General features: G+C 67.6%; 10 protein-coding genes. 7 read left to right on the top strand and 3 right to left on the bottom strand.

Annotated elements, in window-relative coordinates:
- Positions 1-2,426, top strand: a 2,426-nt coding sequence (locus AB0M46_RS33655) for an SbcC/MukB-like Walker B domain-containing protein (protein ID WP_363342732.1), incomplete at its 5' end; no start/stop codon positions are given.
- A gap of 46 nt (positions 2,427-2,472) precedes the next feature.
- On the opposite strand, the gene AB0M46_RS33650 is transcribed toward AB0M46_RS33655, so the two are convergent.
- Positions 2,473-4,194 (bottom strand): hypothetical protein, encoded by a 1,722-nt coding sequence (locus AB0M46_RS33650; RefSeq protein WP_363342730.1) that lies wholly within the window; start codon positions 4,192-4,194, stop codon positions 2,473-2,475.
- A 611-nt stretch (positions 4,195-4,805) separates the two neighbouring features.
- Here AB0M46_RS33650 and AB0M46_RS33645 point away from each other — a divergent pair.
- Positions 4,806-6,212 (top strand): DUF4365 domain-containing protein, encoded by a 1,407-nt coding sequence (locus AB0M46_RS33645; protein ID WP_363342728.1) that lies wholly within the window; start codon positions 4,806-4,808, stop codon positions 6,210-6,212.
- Positions 6,209-7,639, top strand: a complete 1,431-nt coding sequence (locus AB0M46_RS33640; protein ID WP_363342726.1) for a hypothetical protein — start codon at positions 6,209-6,211, stop codon at positions 7,637-7,639. Before AB0M46_RS33645 ends, AB0M46_RS33640 begins: the two co-directional genes overlap by 4 nt.
- 669 nt (positions 7,640-8,308) lie before the next feature.
- Here AB0M46_RS33640 and AB0M46_RS33635 read toward each other — a convergent pair.
- Positions 8,309-9,523 (bottom strand): hypothetical protein, encoded by a 1,215-nt coding sequence (locus AB0M46_RS33635; protein ID WP_363342724.1) that lies wholly within the window; start codon positions 9,521-9,523, stop codon positions 8,309-8,311.
- 490 nt (positions 9,524-10,013) lie between these two features.
- Between AB0M46_RS33635 and AB0M46_RS33630 the strand changes: the two genes are divergently transcribed.
- Entirely contained in the window at positions 10,014-10,964 is a 951-nt protein-coding gene (locus AB0M46_RS33630; protein ID WP_363342722.1) for a DNA methyltransferase, read from the top strand.
- Positions 10,965-11,103: 139 nt separating this feature from the next.
- On the opposite strand, the gene AB0M46_RS33625 is transcribed toward AB0M46_RS33630, so the two are convergent.
- Entirely contained in the window at positions 11,104-12,156 is a 1,053-nt protein-coding gene (locus tag AB0M46_RS33625) for a hypothetical protein (protein ID WP_363342720.1), read from the bottom strand.
- A gap of 106 nt (positions 12,157-12,262) precedes the next feature.
- Here AB0M46_RS33625 and AB0M46_RS33620 point away from each other — a divergent pair, with 106 nt between their 5' ends.
- The 3 genes from AB0M46_RS33620 to AB0M46_RS33610 all read left to right on the top strand — a co-directional run bounded on the left by AB0M46_RS33620 (position 12,263) and on the right by AB0M46_RS33610 (position 18,506).
- Complete coding sequence (locus tag AB0M46_RS33620; protein WP_363342718.1) at positions 12,263-13,312, top strand: DUF4238 domain-containing protein; 1,050 nt, start codon at positions 12,263-12,265, stop codon at positions 13,310-13,312.
- Positions 13,313-13,493: 181 nt separating this feature from the next.
- Positions 13,494-16,862, top strand: coding sequence for a hypothetical protein (locus AB0M46_RS33615; protein WP_363342717.1), 3,369 nt, complete (start codon positions 13,494-13,496; stop codon positions 16,860-16,862).
- A gap of 84 nt (positions 16,863-16,946) precedes the next feature.
- A complete protein-coding gene (locus AB0M46_RS33610) occupies positions 16,947-18,506 on the top strand; it encodes an ATP-binding protein (protein ID WP_363342715.1) in 1,560 nt (519 codons plus the stop codon).
- Positions 18,507-18,660: the final 154 nt, after the last annotated feature.

The raw sequence follows: 18,660 nt of genomic DNA, 5'->3' as shown, positions 1-18,660 counted from the left end.
TTGGTCCTTCGACAAGCCCAATCATCCCTGCTGGCAAGGCATCCGTTCATCTATGCCACACGGTGTTATATTCCTATCCGCGGATCCGGGTCAGAGCAGCGCAGACAGCCGTCGCCGGTCTCGTTGACGAGGAGAAGACCGCGGCCGAACAGCACGCCGCCCTCACCAAGCTACGGACGGCCCTGTCGAAAGCCGCCCAGACCGATGCGCCGCAACGACTGCGTCAGCTCGCCGCCCTCGACCGCGAGATCACCGACCAGGAGCACCAACTCACCGCCCGAGCCGAGCCGCTGCGCACCCGCCGAGAAGAGCTGCTCGCTGAACTGGGCGACTTCCGCCCCGGCGGCTCACAGGCCGAAGCCCTCACAACCGCAGTGCGGCAACTGGCTCAGCTGCACGAACGCATCACCAACGAAGCGCAACGTCGCGAACGCCACCAAACGGACGTGCAGGCCCTCGAAGCCCTGCGAACAGAAGCCGCAGCGGCCACCGCCGAAACCGCACGGCACGAGCCGCTCCTCGCAGAGGCAGAAACCACCCTCGCCGACCGCGCCGACGTCGTCGATGGGCTCAAGGACGATCTGGCGAAGCTTCGCGCCGCCCTCGCCGACGCCCGCCACCACGCCGAGCAACGCCAACAGCTCGCCGGCACTAAGCAGCGTCTCGACGCCGCAGCGACTGAGACGGCTGCGGACTTGGAGAAGAAGCGGGAAGCCGCCAACGACCTCGACCGCGAGGTCGAGGCCGCCGATGCGGAGCTGCAGGACCAGCGGCGGGCCAACGCCGCCGCCCACGCCGGTGAAGGCCTGACCTCCGGCGACGCATGCCCGGTGTGCGAACACCCGCTGCCCGACGGGTTCACCCCACCCCACGCACCGGACCTCAAGGCCGCGGAACGCGCCCTCGCCTCCGCGCAGCGGAAAGCCAAGAAGGCCGGCGAGGCGGCCACCGAGGCGGTCGCCACCCACCGCGAAGCGCAGGCCCTCGCTGACCGGGCGACGCAGGACCTCACGGCACAGACCACGCGGGCCCAAGCCGCCCTCGACGCCCTCACCATGCAGCTCGGCCCGTTCAAGCTCGGTTCCGAGGACGACGTGATCCTCGCCGCCCGCCTGTCCGCCCTGCGACAGGCCACCGAGGAGCATGCCGCCCTTGCCGAAACGGCAGCGACGCTGCGCAAGAGCAAGACGGAGGCCGCAGCCAAGGCCAAAGCCCTCGGCAACCAGGTCAAACGCGATGCCGCTGCGGTGGAACGCGAAGAAGGTGAGCTTGGGAAGCTTTACGCCGGAGTCACCGAACTTATCCGGCAGGTGCCGCAACGGTACCGACCCGACGAGCCCACCACCGACGCCGTCCAAGCGCGGCAGAAGGCCGCCGGCCGCGAACAGGAAGAACTCGCTGGACGTTGGAAGTCGATCGACGGCATCGACGACGAACTCACGCAGCTCAGCACACTGCGCCAGGAACTCGCCCAGCGCCGCGCCGAACACGTCACCAAGCCGGCCAAGACCACCAGCCAAGCCGTGCTGAAGCTCCGAGCCACGCAGGTCGCGGTCGCGGCCACGCTGTCGCTGCCGGAGGCACCCGACATCGACGTCACCGCCGACGTCAACATCCACGCCGAGTGGGCCGCCACCGTCGCCGCGAAGGCGCTGGACGCGACGACGTCCGCCGACCACCAGCTCATCCAGCTTGACCAGGTTCGACGCCGATGCGCGCAGCAGAGCGCCGCGATCATCGCGGAAGCGCCGACAGGCGGTAAGCCGCTCGAAGAGGCACTCACCGATGCGATCGGGCGCAAAGCCGTCGCCGACAGCACCTATCAGGACGCGACCGCCAAGACCATCGAGTACGACAACCTCGTCGCCCGTCTCAAGATCGCGCAACCGCACGTGGACGGGCTCGATGCCCTGGTGAAGCTTCTAGGCGACGGGAAGTTCGTCGCCGACGTCGTGCACGAGCGGCAGCAGACTCTGCTGGGCACCGCCACCGGGCTCCTGCGCGGCATGTCCCTCGGGCGGTTCGCGTTCGGCGCCGACTTCCAAGTGTGGGACGAGCACACCTGCCGCCTGCGGGATGTGAAGACCCTCTCCGGCGGAGAGACATTCCAGGCCAGCTTGGCCTTGGCTTTGGCGCTCGTCGAACACGCCAGCAGCAACGGCGGCCGGGCCGAGGCGCTCTTCCTCGACGAAGGCTTCGGCACCCTCGACCAGACGGCGTTGGCCGACGCGCTCGACGCATTGTCCACCCAGGCAAGCGCCGGACGGCTGGTCGTCGTCATCAGCCACATGCTGGCCGTTGCCCAGCATGTGACGTCCCTGATCCGGGTTACCAAATCACCCGTCGGCAGCAGCCTGCGGTGGGCGACCGAGGCAGAGCTGGTCGCCCTCGCAGACGCCGCAGATGCCGACGGACTGCACTCATGAACGAGCTCATCCGTGTCGCTTGGGAGGCCGAACGTCGGCCATTGGCTCAGGTTTCGGGAGGGCTGGTCGCGGCCTGGACCATGACGGCGGTGAGGTGCTCGCCGACGAGGACGGTCGTGGCGGATCGAGGGAGAATGACGGGCGTGCGCAGGAGGCGGGTGGCCGCCACCGCTGCGGCGAGTGCTCCGCGGAGGTCGCCGGTTGCTGTCCTGAGGCGGTCAACGAGTTCGACGAGCGATTCGGCCGCGACCGCGATCGTCGGATGCTGGTGATGGACGGTCTGCTGCAGGGCCCGGTAGACCCGGTGCGGATCGGTGCGCAGGTCGAGGTCAAGGATGAGGCCGACCTGCTCGTCGAGTTCAGCCGGTGTGGTGTCGTGGTGATCCTGCGCCGCTGCGAGGACGGTGGCGGCGAGGATGTGGGAGCCGGTCAAAGGGTCGATGCCGAGCACGCTGCGGAACAGCACCCAGGTCAGCGCGGACAGGTCGTTGCGGCCGGTGTGTCCGCTGCCGAGCTGGTCGAGGATCGGGATCAGGTACCAGTCCTGAGCGGAGTCGGCGAGGCGGTTCACGCCGTGCACGGTCATGTTCACGCGGCGGGCCTTGGGGTTGGCTCGTGCCGCCTTCTCCGCGTAGTACACCGCGGCGTCGGCGTGGGCGAGGCACTCGTGCAGGTCGTTGAGCCGGGCCAGGGACAGCGCTGCCGATTCGAGGGTCGGCCTGTGTTCGGCCGGCACCGGTGGGAGGTCGGCGTCGTGGATGCCGGACTCGAAGGCGCGGACGGTCTCGGCGGCGATGAGCTCAATGGCAAGGTCGAACAGTTGGCTCCGGTCGGCTGGGCTGAGCTGGTCGAGGGCGAAACGTTGCGTGAGGTCGGCATTGAGCTGCTTGTTCGCGGCGGCGTCGCTCGTCGCTGTTGGCAGTTGCCAAGCGGCCCAGCCGACCAGGCATCCGTCGCATTCCGGCTGCCCGATGCGGCTGGGGTCGTTGTCCGCGCGCATGAGTGCTGCGGTGAATGTCTCTCGCCACCGGCACAGGTGAGTTGGCGATTCGGGATGGATGCTGAGCCGGCCAAGGTTGAGGCAGTCGTTCAGCAGCATCTCGGACATGGCGGTGCTCGGTGCCAGTGGCAGGTCCCAGGTGTTCACCGGGGCCACGATCGGTTCGTTCGGACGGTGTCGCAGCAACGTCAATGTGACCAGTTCGCCCAGCAGCCTGGCGTCACGCCGGCCGCGGTCACGCCGCGGCTCAGGCGTGGGGTGGCCGGCGGCGATGTGGTCCCGCTGGGCCTGTTCCCACGCCTTCTGAGCCTGGTGGATCGCCAGATCGTGCTGGGCGCGGGAGCGCTGCTCGGCGCGGCGCTGCGCGGCTTCGTCGGTGCGTTCCAAGGCGATGCCGCGGATCAGCTGGGGGTCGCAGCCGGCGCATCGGGTCAGCGCTTCGTCGCGTACATATCGTTCGAGGTCCTCGCGGGCGCGGAAGGTCATCGGCCCGCCGCACACCGGACAGGTCAGGTCGGTGGCGGTGGCGCGGACGCCGGCGGCGGCGGTGGTGTGGCTGCGGCGGATGGACACGCCGAGTTCTCGGTAGAGGACGGTGAGCGGATGTCGCCACACCACTCGGTTGGTGTCGGCGTCCACGCCGAGGGGTTCCCAGTACAGCTGACCGAACGTGACCAGGTCGTCGGCCGCGTCGACCACGGGCGTCACGTCCAGATTCAGCGGCAGCGGGACAAGCACCTGCTCTCGGATGGCATCCACGTCGGTCACGATCACCGATCGTCACACAAGATTCACTGGGTGCAAAGCTCGCCTGCTTGTCGTGCCGTGATGCCGTGGTGCTCGCCCGGAGCGCATCCTGGCCGAAGTGATCGCACAGAAACCGGACCTGACCGCGTTCGACCTCGGCGGCGGGCACGTCCAGCGGCGTGGTCACGGTTGCCGGCATCTACGGTCTCGACTGTGCGGCGCGAGGCCGCACTCGGTGGGGTCGAGCAGCCCGACGACTCGCCCGCTCGGCTGCGCTGCCCAAGGACGCTCGGTGGCCAGGTGCACCTGCACGCGGCGAAGCCCAGTCGGAGCGATGGCGAAAGGATCCGAGGTGGCGGCCAGCGGCAGCGTCACGGCTCCTTCCCTGATCGTGTCGACCATGGCAAGGCGCCCGAATGGGTTACACGGGGAACAGCGCGCGGTGTACATGGGCTGTTGTCCCAGCGTGCTACAGCGCAGCTCGTCCCGGTACCGCAAGGTTCCCGAAGTGCGCCCGGCACCTCGATGCCTCGACGTGCCGAGAAAAGTGTCGTACCCCCGCCATACCGTGATCAGACGACAGGGCACCGTCCGTCGGCAGAGGATTTCCTCGTTATTCGGAGCAAGTCTGCGTGGAGCTCAGAAAGGGCGCGTCGGTGAAGAAGATCGACAAAAGCGCGCACATCGGTGACAGCGCCATCGCCCTCATCCACACACGGGTCAACGAGATGGGCTTCGTGTGGCACGAGCGCAAGACGGACGCCGGCATCGACGGCGAGATCGAGCTGCGCAATCCGACTACCGGTGAGGTCGCGAACCGGGTGCTGTTCGTGCAGAGCAAAGGCAAGGGTCTGCGGTTCCCCGGGGAAAACGAGACGACGTTCCACTTCCTGTGCAGTGACGCCGACGTCGACTACTGGATGAACGCACCCGTGCCGGTGCTGCTTGTCTGCTCACACCCCGAGTCCGGTGAAGCCTGGTGGATGCATGTCCAGGAGTGGTTCGCCGACCCCGCCCACCGGGCATCCGGTCGGATCGACTTCGACAAGAACACCCAACGGTTCGACCGGTCAGCCGGCCACCGTCTGCTCAACCTCGCCGACCCGCACGGTGACGCGCACGTCCCAGTCGCCGAAGACCGGCCCGAGACCCTCACCAGCAACCTGCTGCACGTCACCATCCCCAAGATCATTTACCGCGCCGCGATCGACACCCAGGATCCGGTCGAGGTTTACACCCGCCAGCGTGACCTCGACACCAAGCTACCGATCGGGAACGACTTCATCCTGCGCGGCGACCGGATCTACACCTGGCGCCCACCGCACCAATCCGCCCTGGGGAAGGTCATCACCGGCAAGGTGACCGAGATGCCGGTGGCCGATTGGGCCGACGCGGGCGACGACGTGCGGCAGCGCTGGCTCGTGCACCTGCTCAACCAGGCGCTGCGGTCCGACACCGCCGACGAATGCGCCTGGCACGGCGGGCGAAAGATCATCTACTGGCGCCCGACACCCGACCTCAGCGCCAGGAGCATCCGAAGCGCCAGCGGGAGAACCCGGCAGGTGTTTACCCCGAAGTACAAGAAGACGGACCCGAGCCGGCTCAGCTACTGCCTGCATGCGGCGTTGGAGTGGCAGTTCCTGTCCATCGACGGCAGCTGGTACTGCGCACTCGTGCCCACCTACCACTACACCCGCGACGGATACCGCGACTCCTACTACTTGTCGGAGTACCTCGCCGGCATCAAACGCCTGGACCGGAACCCGGCCGTCTACCACCAGACCCGCATGTGGGCGCATTACCTCAGCGGCGGCGACGCACTGGACTTCCGCAACACCATCCTCACCTACGGCGACCTCGAAACCTTCCATGCCGACAAGGGCATCGACGACAAGGCGTGGCTGGCAGATCCGCGAAAGACCACTGACGACGAAGAATCGACAGAGAGCGACGCCCTCGATGTGGAGGACACCGAGGACGAGCACGCGGCGACCGAGGACGGCGACGGCGATCTCGCTCTGTTCGAGGTGTCCCGATGAAACTCACCGTCATCGACGAACCGAACCTCGAGTTCGGGGCCGGTGCCCGACACGTCGACCCGCGCCACGGCATCACCGACTACGGCCCGGCCGACGCAACCAACACCGCGGTGCGCACCATCCGCGCCGGCATCGTCGGCACTCCGGCCGCCATTGACGGTCTGCGCCGGTGGCTGGACCGGTGTCGCAGGCCCATCGAGGCCAAAGACAGCCGCCTTGGGCACCTCTACGTACCGTTCCCCGGCTTCGACACCAGCGCAGGCTTCCACTCCACCCTCATCTGGGACTCCCGCCTGGAGCGGCCCATCCGAGAACGAGATCTCAAGCGCCTCGTCGGGCTCAAGGCACAGGATGCCGTCACGGCCGCGCTCGACCTGTACCTCGCCGAACTGGAACTCCTCGACGAGGAGCCCGGCTGCGACGTCATCCTCGTCGCTCGCCCCGACGAGCTCGCCGAACGCCCGACCCGCGAGGCCGATCCCGAGGCGCCATGGAAGAAAGCGCCGCTGCCCGAACCCGTCGATGACTTCCGAGCCCTACTCAAGGCCCGCGCCATGCGCTTCAGCCGTCCGATTCAGATCATTCGCCGTACCACCTGGGATCCCAGCTACAAGCCTGTCGCCACCGAAAAGCCGCGCCTGCAGGACGAAGCCACCCGTGCCTGGAATCTGCACACTGCGCTCTACTACAAGTCCGGCGGCGTCCCTTGGCGGCTTCCTCGCGACCCCAGCGACCTGACCAGCTGTTATGTCGGTGTCACCTTCTACCGCAGTGGCGACAACACCACCCTAGAGACCAGTGTGGCGCAGGTTTTCAACCAGCGCGGCGACGGCGTCATCGTCCGCGGCGCTCCGGCCAAGGTCTCGCGACACGACCGGCAGCCCCACCTCAGCCGCCAGGACGCCCAAACGTTGCTCACCGAAGCCCTCGCCCGGTACCGGGGCGAGCACCGGACGCTCCCAGCCCGAGTCGTGCTCCACAAGACCTCCTCGTACACGCCCGACGAGATCGCCGGATTCCACGCCGCCGTCAACGACGCCGACATCGACACCCTCGAACTGCTGTGGCTACCCGCCAGCGACCCGGTCCGCCTGTTCCGGTCCACCAACCACCCGCCGCTACGCGGCACCATGCTCAGCCTCGACGACCGTCGGCACCTGCTCTATACCCGCGGCAGCGTGCCGTTCTACGGCACTTACCCGGGCATGTACATTCCCACCCCGCTGCCGTTCCGGCTCGTCGAAACCGAATCCAGCCCGGAACACCTTGCCGAGGAGCTCCTCGCTCTGACCAAGATGAACTGGAACCAGACCCAACTCGACGGCCGGCTTCCGATCACGCTGCGCACCGCCGACCGCGTCGGTGAGATCCTTCGTCACCTCGGCCCACACGACCGACCGCAGGGCCGCTACGCCTTCTACATGTGAGACAGCTCAGCGGATCGACGGCTTGCAAGCCTGTCGCGAAAGGGATTGGCGTCGCCCGCTGCATCGGCGGCCCGCTTGGTGCCGGTGTGGAGTCCACGCCGCCCGCCACGGCCGTCTCGCTACCGGCCATGCGGGCCCCACCAGCGGAAGAGCCCGGCCACCGCCCGCAAAATCGCCGGCTTGTCCTTCGACTCCGTGCCGTGGAGTGCCGACCGGACGATCAACACTCGGGACGCGGCACTGATGCCCGCGAGTCCAAGCAGCAGCACGACGACACCCCATGGATCGCCGTCAGCGACGGCGAGAAGTGCTTGCATCACCGGAGTGACAGTCCTTCCTACCCGCACTAATCGAGTGCGCGCAGGGCTCAGCTCGACCAGTGGCTACAACTGGTAAAGCTGAGTGCCCTGCCCGGAAAGGACCTCAGGTCGATCTTGACGCACAACAGCCATTAGCGACCGAATCCAGGCGTTCGGTCGGCACGCTGCGAGCGCACCGCATGCTAGCGCAGGCACCACCGGCTCATCCATCAAGTCACTCCTCCGCGTGAGCGCGCTCCGACCGACAGCGTGCGCTGTTCTCCGAATTCGCGGCCGTCGAAGACGCCTTCGGCGCCGTTGCGTTATTTGATCGGACGGCGGTGAGGCCGTGCTCTTACTCCGCTGCGCACTAATCCAAGCCGGACAGTAGATCGGCCTGCGTATCGACGCTCTTGAGGTGGGTCGGAAGCATCTCCCGCAGGCGGTCCCTCGCGGTCGTGACGACTCCACGGTGGACTTCGAAGTCCACCGCCCTGGCAGGGGACACGACGAGTGCCAACCGCGCCAGCGTCGCGCCGTCCGTGCGAATGCGGTCGCGGACTTCGACGGGAGTGGCCCCACCGCTGGGTCCTGGCCGCTCAGCGACGTCGAAGACGTAAATCCAGCTCCGTGGTTCAGCCGAAGGGTCGTCGAGCAGCGTGCCTGTCCCGTCGGGATTCCGGGAAATCTGCGGATTGCCGAGGAATCGTCGCCACGAGTCCCAGACCGGCTGCGGTAGCGCCAGGACGCTGCCTGCTGAATCGTCCTGGTTCGTGACCTGGAACTTGAAGACGATCTGGTAGAAGGTGCGTTTGAAGACGTTGGCGATGTTGGGTCCCTCGATCTTCCGGCGGGGCCACTCCGGATTTTCGGCAAGCTGGCGGTGGAACTGCGCCGGGTGCAGGTCGAGCGCGCTCCGCAGCGCTTCCACCGCTTTGGCGTATGTGCCGTGCATGTCGGCCGTCTGCAGCTCAACCGCGGCGTAGCGGCCGAGCGCGAAGGGCATGCGGTCGGTCGAGTTGGCGGCGGGTGCAACCAACTCGATGACCGTCGTGTCGAGCGACATGAGCGGGGACGCGGCGGTCGCCTTGAACTGGATCTCGCCGCCGGCCTTCGCTTCGAAGTACACGAAAACGCGCTGCTGGCCCTGGCGTAGGGCGGCGATGACGGACGCGGCCACATCCGCCTTCTTCAAGCCGGATGCGGCTGTCAACATGATCTCGTCGTCCGGCGCCACGGCGTACAGGTGCCGGATGATCGGACGGAGCAGGTCCTGGTCCAAGGCCCGGACCGGACATACCAGCCAATCTTGGCGCGAGCCATTGCTGGTCGTGCTGATGGTGCAGACACCCTGGGACGGCCCTGTGCCGTCCTTCTTGACTTTGATGCACTGCCGGTCTTCGTGGAACGCTTTGGACAGGAACGGGCACCGCTTCTCCGTCTGGTCGCGAAGCGCCGTACGAGAGGCCGAGACAACCGGGAAGACTCGGTGGCCGAACCACTCCGCGACATGTGGCCGCTGGAGCTCGGCATAGTCCGGCTGGATGTCCAGAACTGGCGCTGCCTCGGGGTCCGTCTGCGTCACCGCGCAAGACTACGCGAGGCGATCGTCGGACGGGGATGTCCCGTTGCGCTGCAAGCCGTCGCGAACGGCTCTCAGCAACCAGGGCCGCGCCAGCCTGTCCGGCAGAGTCTGCGCTAGAAGCGGCTTTGCCAGTGGCCTTCGGGTACGGGTCGTCAACGGCGAAGTCGCCAGCGATGCGGCGCAGCTGCAGGTCTGCGCAGAGCGCTTGACGATGTCGCGAAAGGCCAGCACATTCATGCCGCATCGATTTAGGCAGACAGGTGGGACAACGATCAGGATGAAGAGCGAAGAGAGCTCAAATTCGACGCGGCGAGCAGCCAGGCTTTCGCAAGCGGCGGGCGAGACCGCTGGCCGGACTGGACACGGTAGCAATCCGACCACGTCCGGCGGCGGGGAGGGGGCGAGGCATGACGATGGTCGGGCTGGAAGCGCTGAGTTTGCTGGTGCTCCCTCCGCGATCTTCCGGGCCGACGACCATACAATCGGCGGCATGACAGCGCAGCCCGAAGCGGACAAACCAGATAATCTGGATGATATCTCTGGCGAGGTCTGGCAGGGCGACGCCTACGACCTGATGGCGAAGCTACCGAACGAGTCGGTGGATTTGATCATCACCTCGCCGCCGTACTGGGGCCTCCGCACCTACGGGCAAGACCACAACGAAGACATCCTCAAGGAGTGGACAACAGAGGGTAACGACGCGCTGGAGACGCCCAGCTACGACTGGTACCGCCTCCACGGAGGAATGCTCGGACTCGAACCCCTGCCCGAGTGGTACGTCGATCACCTCGTCGAGATCCTCCAGCGCGGCGCTGCTGCGCTGAAGGCGCGGGGCAGCATGTGGGTAAACATCGGCGACACCTACTTTGCCCGCTGGTCGAGCATCCGCATGAACGGCCGGCAAGGGCTGGGCGGCAATCCGCGTCAGCGGCGGAAGACACCCATGGGGGGCCATCGCCAGGAGAAGCAGTTGCTACTCGTGCCGGCACGCTTCGCAATCGCCATGCAGCAAAAGCGATGGATTGTCCGTAATGACCTAATTTGGCACAAGCCAAACGTGCCACCGCGACCGGAGAAAGACCGCCTCCGGTTGGCTCATGAACACTTCTTCCACTTCGTGAAGCGAGCCAAAGAAGGCCGGCCCAGCTACTACTACGACACGACGCCCCTGGAAGAGGGCGGTCGCGACGTAGTGACGGTGAACGTCCGGTCGGGCTCAGACGGGCATTCAGCGACCTTTCCGCCGGAGCTGATCAGGCCGCGGATCATCAGTTCGTGTCCGCCGGACGGCCTCGTGCTCGACCCGTTCTGCGGAACGGGCCGCTCGTTAACAGTCGCACTAGCCTCTGGACGTCGAGCGCTGGGGTTCGAACTCGGTGACGACTTCTCAGAAGCCGCGTGTACGAACATCCTGGCCGTCCAAGGGCAGCTTCCGGCATAGCTCATGAGCCATGCGCTCTGCCCTCATACTCAAGGCCCGGTTGCTCGACAGCGGTCCGGCACCCGCCGTGAGGCCGGAACCGCTGTCACTCCTCCGGTTCGAGGAACCGGAACCCGGACGCCGGCGGCATGGGTCGCAGCTACCCAGAGTTCCCTGTGGTGGCGGCCAGCTCGCACAGGCCCGTGGGCATACTGCGAATTCCGGATGGATTGGGTCGTGCGGTGGCGCCGAACGGCGGCTGGTTGTGGAGCCAGACCAGCCCGGCGAGGTTGGGTGGCATGGCCCACTGCGCTGGACGCGCCGGGTTGACTGAGGTACTGCCGATGTAACCGTCGCCGATGTTGAAGTGGAAGCTGATCGTGGGGTCACCGTTGAGCACGGCGTCGAGGTCGTCGAGGTCGACGCTGGTGAAGCGATGGGCGCCGACTGCGACGACGAGCGGCACATGGTGCCGGTCGGCCAGCGCGGTGTACTTGCTCACCTTCTCCTCGACAGCGCGGGTAAGGCGGCTGGTGTCGACAGGTCCGGCGATACCGCTGGGTGCCGCGAATTGGGCATAGAGGCCCTTCGTCGACGCAAGCGGGCCGAACCTATTGGCCATCACGAGGAAGCTGTAGCCGTGCGACTGGATCCTGGTGATGCCCGGCGAGCCGAGAAGTCTTGAGCGCAGTTCACGAGCGATCTTCTTCGCAGTTCCGGAGTCGGGTGGCCGCAGCGCCACGTGCCGGCTCCCCTGCAGGATCAGAGCCACGCCGACCGGAATCTCCGCGATGCGGCGCTCGAGCGCCTGCCACCCACGGATGCGGCCGAACGTCTCCTTCGTCGGCTGGTCGGTGTGCACCTCGAGCAGGAACGCCACCTGGCCATCCGGGGTCAGAGCGGTCCAGTCAGGAGTGAGTCCACCGTGGTCCTGCTCGTAGACCGCGGCGTAGCCGCCGGCCCGGATCGCGGCGCCGGCGGCAAGTTCGAACGTGACCGGCCAGAAGTGTTCGTCCAACCACAGGCGTCGGGCCAGCGCGTCCCCCTGCGCTGGCGGCAACAGGGCGAACTGTTCGTCATACCAGGTGCGCCAGTGGGCGAAGGCCGGGTCGACGGCGATGTCATAGGTCAACTGCCGCTGCTCCCGCCGGCGCTCGCCGTGCGCGGCCTGGTGCGCGGCGACGAAGTCTGCTCCGAACCGGCCCTTCTTCACGGGTCAATTCTTGCTGGTGCGGGCAATCGCATTTATGCCGCAGGGCGCGACCAGGCTGAGTGAAACCCGGTGGTGGGTCCGGGTTCAGCGGTCGGATACTGGTCGCATGTTGTCGCAGCCGTTTCCCGCCGGGCTTGGCCCGGAGGACTTCTTGCGGCACATGGCGTCCCTGCGCGCTGAGATGCCGACACGGGTACGTCACCAACACGTCGTGTCGCAGGTGGTCTTGCGGCGCTTCGGCACCGCCGATCGCAACAACGGCTGCGAGCTGCGGGCGGTGGCGCTGGAGTTCGGCCGTTCCAAGCGCCGCGGCGTAGCGGGTTGCGGCGCGATCGATGACTTCGTCCCGGCCGCGTCAGCGTCCGCCGAGCGACTCTGGCAGCAGGTCGAGAACCGGCTCGGCGACGCGATCGATGCGGCAGAGGCCGGGACGGTGTTCGGCAGCGCCGAGCACATGGACGTGATCAAGGACGCTGTCGCATTGCACTTTATGCGCAGCGTGCACCTGCTGCTGGCGCACTACCGCGCCGCCGCGCAGGCCTGGGATCTGCTGCGTCGGTCTGTCGTCACCCGTGCAGGTGATCTTCTCCGAGCGCACTTCTTGGACGTCACGGGCGTCCATGCTGCGGGCCCGTGGGCGCTGGAAGCCGCATTCGACGACCTTGCCCGGCAGCGGATCGACGAACTGCTCGACGGGCTGAGCTTCCGTTCCCGGGTCGAGCAGAATGTCGCTCGGATGAGTGACTGGCTCACCACCGCGTCGCTGCAGCTGCTCCGGGCGCCGTCGCCGTTGTACATCGGTGACGCTCCCGTGGTCCTCGCGGCGGCTGGCCGCACCCGCTATGGGCTGGCTGGTGGCCTCGGTCTCGGCGGCACCGAAGAGATCCTCATGCCGTTGACGTCTCGACTGGCGGTGCGGCTGTCCGTCGGCGGTGCTGGATACGCCGATATCGACGACGCCGAGGTCGACCAGCTCAACGTGCTGCAGCTGGCGAACGCCTACCGGTACCTGTACGCGGCACCGTCGGAGCCTCTGGACGCGTTCGTCGCCGTCAACCGCACGGCATGGCCGCGACCGCCGCAGATCGACACCGCCAAGGACACGGTGCGGCAACTGCTTCGCACCCTGCCGCGGCTGTCCCGAACGGGACCGTAGGCTGCCGGAGGTCTTGGTGCATCGCCGCCTCCGATGGAGGCGGGACTCGGCCACAACCGGTTGCGACATCGGTGTAGCTGCACTGCCCTGGGCCGACCACGCGGATTGTCGGACACGACCGCTGGTACCCAATCGCCCTCGCCTGAGGGCTCGTACGCACGACATCGAAGGAGTCAGGTTGATGGGGTTCGGTTCCCAGGACGGCAGCGACGCGGGTGCGCTGTCGCCGAGGCAGGCGCGGATCGTCGCGCAGCTCGCCCGCCTGGTGAGCCGCGGCGCGGCGGACTTCTTCCATGACGCCTGCCGGATGCTGACCGAGACGCCGCCGCATCCGAGCGGCACGCACCTGATCAGCCACGCCCTGCGAGAAGCCGACAGCGCGTTGCGGTACGTCCTGGAGGCGCACGCGGCACCGGAGAAGGCCGGCACCGTGGAGCCGGGTGAGTGCGAGGCATGCGGGCACGAAACGGGCGGGCATCTGCGCAGCGTCACGGCCGCGTGTCAGGCACTCGAGCTACCCGAGGACCATCCGGTCGCGGTGTTCTGGCGGGAGCAGACCGTACGCTCGTCGTCGAACCTCGCTGGTCGTGCGCATCGGCACGCCCTCGAACGGCCACGCCCGGTCGACCGGGAGTTCCTGGCGTTCTTCACCCGAATGGAGGACTTGCTCGATGTGGCGCTGGAGCGGTTCGAGTACCGCTACGCCGGCGTCTTCGACCGCCTCGACACGCTGCTGGCCGCTGGGCCGAGTGTCAAACGAGCCAAGGAACTTCGGCAGCGCTTCCCGGCCAACCCGGTCACCCGCGGACGGTTCTTCGGCCGGGCGTCGGCCGGGTGGGTGCAGCCGCTGACGAAGAACGGCTTCTTCACCTACCCGCCGATGCCGCGCCACGACCCGATCGACGACTCGTTGGACGTGCCGGCCTGGCCGGAGTCGGAGTACCTGGCCCGGGTCGCGGCCGAGGTGCCTGACGCCGTAGTCGCGGCGGTCCTGGCAATGGAACCGACCCAGAACAGCCGTGTGCTGTGGGATCTGACCCGGCTCGCCCTGGCGCTCCCGCCAGACCACGCGGTCCGGATCGCGCCGGTGCTGGTGAATGCCATTCCAGGCCCGTACGGGGTCATCGCCGCCGACCAAATCGGTGACCTCGCGGTGCACCTGGCTGAGGGCGGGCACCCGGACGCTGCGATCGACCTGCTGCGCGCCGTGCTATTGGAGATTCCTGGCCGGGACGCGGGCGGTGTGCGCAGCTCTGACTACGTCAGGGTGTTGCGGGAGTCGGTGCCCGCTGTGGCCCGGGTGGTTGGCGGGCCGGCGGTGGACCTGCTCATCGACCGGCTCGTCAGCGCCGTATCCCGCGACCGCCTGACCCGCTCCCAGCTGTGGCGTCCGGCGATCGAGCCCGATCCCGACCGGCGCCGGGACACCGACGTGCGCAACGCGCTCGTCGACGTCCTGTTTGAGGTCGGTATCGCACTGCACGACGCCGGAATCCACCCAGTACGGCGCACCGTCGCTGCCCTCGCCGCCGACACCCCCGACGTTGTGCCCCGGATCCGGCTGCACCTGCTGCGGCAGCGGGGCAAGGACATGCCTGACCTCGTCGGAGCTGAGCTGCGCGACCGGGCAACCCGGGTCGACGACGCCGTCGACCGGGAGTATCTGCTTCTGGCCGAGGCCGGGCACGGGTGGCTGCCGCCGTCGGAGGTCGCCGACCTGATCAACCTGTTCGACCAGGACCCGGACACGACGACCTGGCAAGAGCGTCTCGCCCGCAACGCCGACGACGGGGTTCCGGACGAGGACCTGCTGCGCAGCCGGATCGGCCGGTGGCGACGCGACCGGTATGCCGCGCTCGCAGCGTGGCTGGACGACGACCACCGTGCCCGCTACGAGGCCCTCATCGCCGAGTACGGCCCTGCCCCGGACCGGTCGTTGCCGCCGCCGGCAGCGTTCGCCGTCTGGTCCGGCGAGGACATCGAGGTTCCCGACCTGCAGGCGCTCACGGCCACCGCGGCAGCCCACGTGCTGCGCGACTGGCAACCGCCGCAGGACTGGCGGGAACTGGACCGCGCCTCGATCCGACCCGCGCTCACGGCCGCCGCGCAGACCGAGGCGACCCGCTGGAGCGCCGACTGCGGCGCATTCATCGGGCTGCCGCCCGAGTTCGTCCCACCGATCCTCAACGGCTTCTGGCAAGCGGCCTCAGCCGGCGCGGAGCTCGACTGGGCCTCCCTGACGACGTTCCTGACCTGGGCCGACGCCCAGGCCGCCGCTGAACTCGCCGCCGGTACAACCCGACGCCAGGAACGGCTGTGGCGTACCGCCCGGTACGCCACGATGCGGCTGTGCACCGTCTACCCGGACGCCGACCCCGACCGCATCCCCGCCAGCGCCGAACCGGCCCTGTGGTCGATCATCACCGCCGCGTGTACCGATCCCGACCCGCACCTCGCCGACGGCCGGGACGATACCGACGACGGGCACGCCGACCCGGCGTCGCTGGATGCGGTACGGCCAGAGGCGTTGCGCGCAGCGATCCTCTACGGGCTCCGCGCGCAACGTCGCTCCGGAGGTGGCGTCGTCCCCGAGGTGATGGAGGCCCTCGACGCGCACGTCAGCCCCGCCACCGATCCGGCGCTGTCGGTCCGTGCCATGTTCGGGCAGCAACTGCAAACACTGCTGCGCCTGAGCCCCGGCTGGACCGCCACCCACCTCGACAGCATCCTGCCTACCGACGCCGAGCACCGCAGGGCGTGGCGAGCGGCCTGGCACGGACACCTCAGCAACTACGTACTGACGGACGCCGCCTGGGTCCTGCTGCGACCGCACTACCATCACGCGGTCGATCTCCTCGATCCGGCAACGACCGGCGAGTGGGCAATGCAGCGGGCCAAGCAGCTTGCGATGCACCTGGGAAACCGGTACTGGTTCGGGCAGCTCAGCCTCGACGACCCAGACCGGCTCCTCCGCCGCTTCTACGAAAGGGCACCAGCCGCCGCAGCCGGCACGATCATCGAAGTCGCAGGCCGGAGCTTCCGCCCGGACGAGCCCTTCGATCCGCAGCACCGCGAGCGACTCGCCCAGCTGTGGCACTACCGCATCGACGCAGTCCGTGACGGCGGTGACCCGGCGGAACTGGACGGCTTCGACGCCTGGTTCGTCAACGGCCCATTCGACGAGGCATGGTCCCTGGAGCAGCTAAACGATGCGCTGGGAATCGTTCCGGACCTTGACCTCGGCGTGCACGTACTGCGGCGGCTGCGCACTCTCGCCGCGGGTCACCCGCACGCCTGTCTGCGAGTGCTGAAGCACCTCGCCGGAAACCGTGGACGGTATTGGGAGGTCGCTCGTCACGACGCGCTCATCCGCGACATCATCGGCACGGCGGCCACCGAACCCGGCGCTACTGGCGAAGCTCGACAGCTCGTCAGCACCTTCGCCGTTGACGGCTTCGACTTCCGGGACGCACTCCACGGCACCAACCGATTCGGCTCACCGTCGCCCGAGGACCCGTCGACGGACGATCCGCCAGCGACCCAACCCTGACCGGCGCACCCACAACCGACGCGGGAGCATCCAGCGTCGGGGACGAATCGCCACAGCCGCCCTACACGGAAAGGATCAAATGGGATGGCCGTTGTCGTCGAACCCGTCCTCACCGAGGAGAAGCTCCGCTCGCTGCTTCACACCGGCGGCGAGCAGGCCGAACTGGACTTCAAACGGTCGTCCGACCTGTCCCTCACCTACGACGTGGTCGCCCTGGTCAAAGACGTCGCCGCGATGCTCAGCAACGAGCTCGGCGGCTACATCATCATCGGCGCGGCCGACGACGGCACACCCGTGCCGGATCTCACCGCCCGCCACCTCGAACTGTTCGACGAGTCGCGGCTGCGCTCCAAGCTCGTCAAGTACTTGCCGGAGCCGTTCGACTTCGGCGTCGCACGGCACACCATCGACGGCTGTCCGCTGGTACTGATCTACATCGCCGCGAGCCCGCGCGGCTTCCACGTCTTCACCCGAAACGGCGAATACGAGCTCGACGACCCGCAGGCCCGGGGAGGCAAACGCAAAGGCTTCGAATTCCGCCGCGGCGACGTGTTCGTCCGCCGTGGCACCTCCAGCGTGGTATGGGAACCCGCGGACCGTGAGCGCCTCGTGGCCGCCATCGTCGCGCGGCACAAGGAGCAGTGGCGGTCGGAATACCGCGACGAACTCGCGGCGATGATCAACCTACGGCTCGCCGCGCACAACCTGCAACAACTACCCGCTGCTGCCATGACCTGGCGGCTGGACGCCGACGCCTTCGACGAACTCGCCCTCGAACTGATCCGGCGAGGCGACCACATCCCGCTCCGCCGCGCGCTGCTGCAAGCCGCCACCGACGCCGCTCACATCGAGACGTCGGAACCGAACGAACTGGACACCCTGCTGCACCGCATTACCAGCATCGCGGCCCTGGCACTGATCTACCAGCAGCACGAATGGTTCACCGAGGCGCTGCAGGCACTCGTTCGGATCTTCCAGCACCCCGGACAACCACGGCAGCCGCTCGCCGCCATCCAACGCCGACTCCTCATCGCCACCCACGCCTACGCGATCGGCGCGCTGGCCGTCCGAGCCCGGAACTGGGCCGCCGTCCGGCACATCACCGATCGGCAAGTCCGTGGCGTGGAGTTCGACTACTACAAGAACTGGCTACGGCACGGGATCGTCAACGCCGCCCGCGCCGAGCTGCTCGACGACTCGAACGCGGACATCATCGGCCGGGCCCACAACATCATCCGCAACGTGGCGGCCTTGCACGCCGACATACCCACTGATGCGGGAGAAGTCCTCGACAGCCTCTGCCAGTTCGACGCGCTGACCGGCATCGTCTTCCTGGCCGACCCGGCCGGCTCGGGTAGCCCCAGCTACGCGCCGAACTTCGCGCGCTACAACCACCATCGCACCGAACCAATCTTCGTCGAACTGGTCACCAGCCCGGCCATGCGTAAAGACCTCGCCGACGGCAACGACGCGCGGATCGCTCGCGCGATGATGGAGATCGACGCCATGGCCCGGAGAGCAGGATTCCGCTACGACGGCTGGGACGGCTTCGCCTACACCAACAACCAGGCTATGGCGGCGTACCTCAAACGCCACAGCACCGCCGGGGCGCCGGAGGCAGACGGCACCGCATACCTCGGATAGGCTGCTGCGCAATCGTGGGTAGCGTGCTCCGAATGTGTTCCGAATGTGATCGGACGTTACGCGATCTAGCAGCACAGCCCACACCGTTTCATCACGACGGCTCAGTCGGGGAAGGGCACTGCGGACGACTCACCGTTGCCAACGCGTAGACCAG

This window comes from Dactylosporangium sp. NPDC051485, from assembly GCF_040682015.1.
In the GTDB taxonomy this organism is placed as follows: Bacteria; Actinomycetota; Actinomycetes; order Mycobacteriales; family Micromonosporaceae; genus Dactylosporangium.
Note: the sequence above shows the minus strand (reverse complement) of the source record. Positions and strands in the feature narration are given on the sequence as shown.

Bases quoted from the DNA above. Each gene is read 5' to 3' on its own strand.
- AB0M46_RS33610 (WP_363342715.1), top strand. From the start codon at position 16,947: ATGGCCGTTGTCGTCGAACCCGTCCTCACCGAGGAGAAGCTCCGCTCG.
- AB0M46_RS33615 (WP_363342717.1), top strand. From the start codon at position 13,494: ATGGGGTTCGGTTCCCAGGACGGCAGCGACGCGGGTGCGCTGTCGCCG.
- AB0M46_RS33620 (WP_363342718.1), top strand. From the start codon at position 12,263: ATGTTGTCGCAGCCGTTTCCCGCCGGGCTTGGCCCGGAGGACTTCTTG.
- AB0M46_RS33640 (WP_363342726.1), top strand. From the start codon at position 6,209: ATGAAACTCACCGTCATCGACGAACCGAACCTCGAGTTCGGGGCCGGT.
- AB0M46_RS33630 (WP_363342722.1), top strand. From the start codon at position 10,014: ATGACAGCGCAGCCCGAAGCGGACAAACCAGATAATCTGGATGATATC.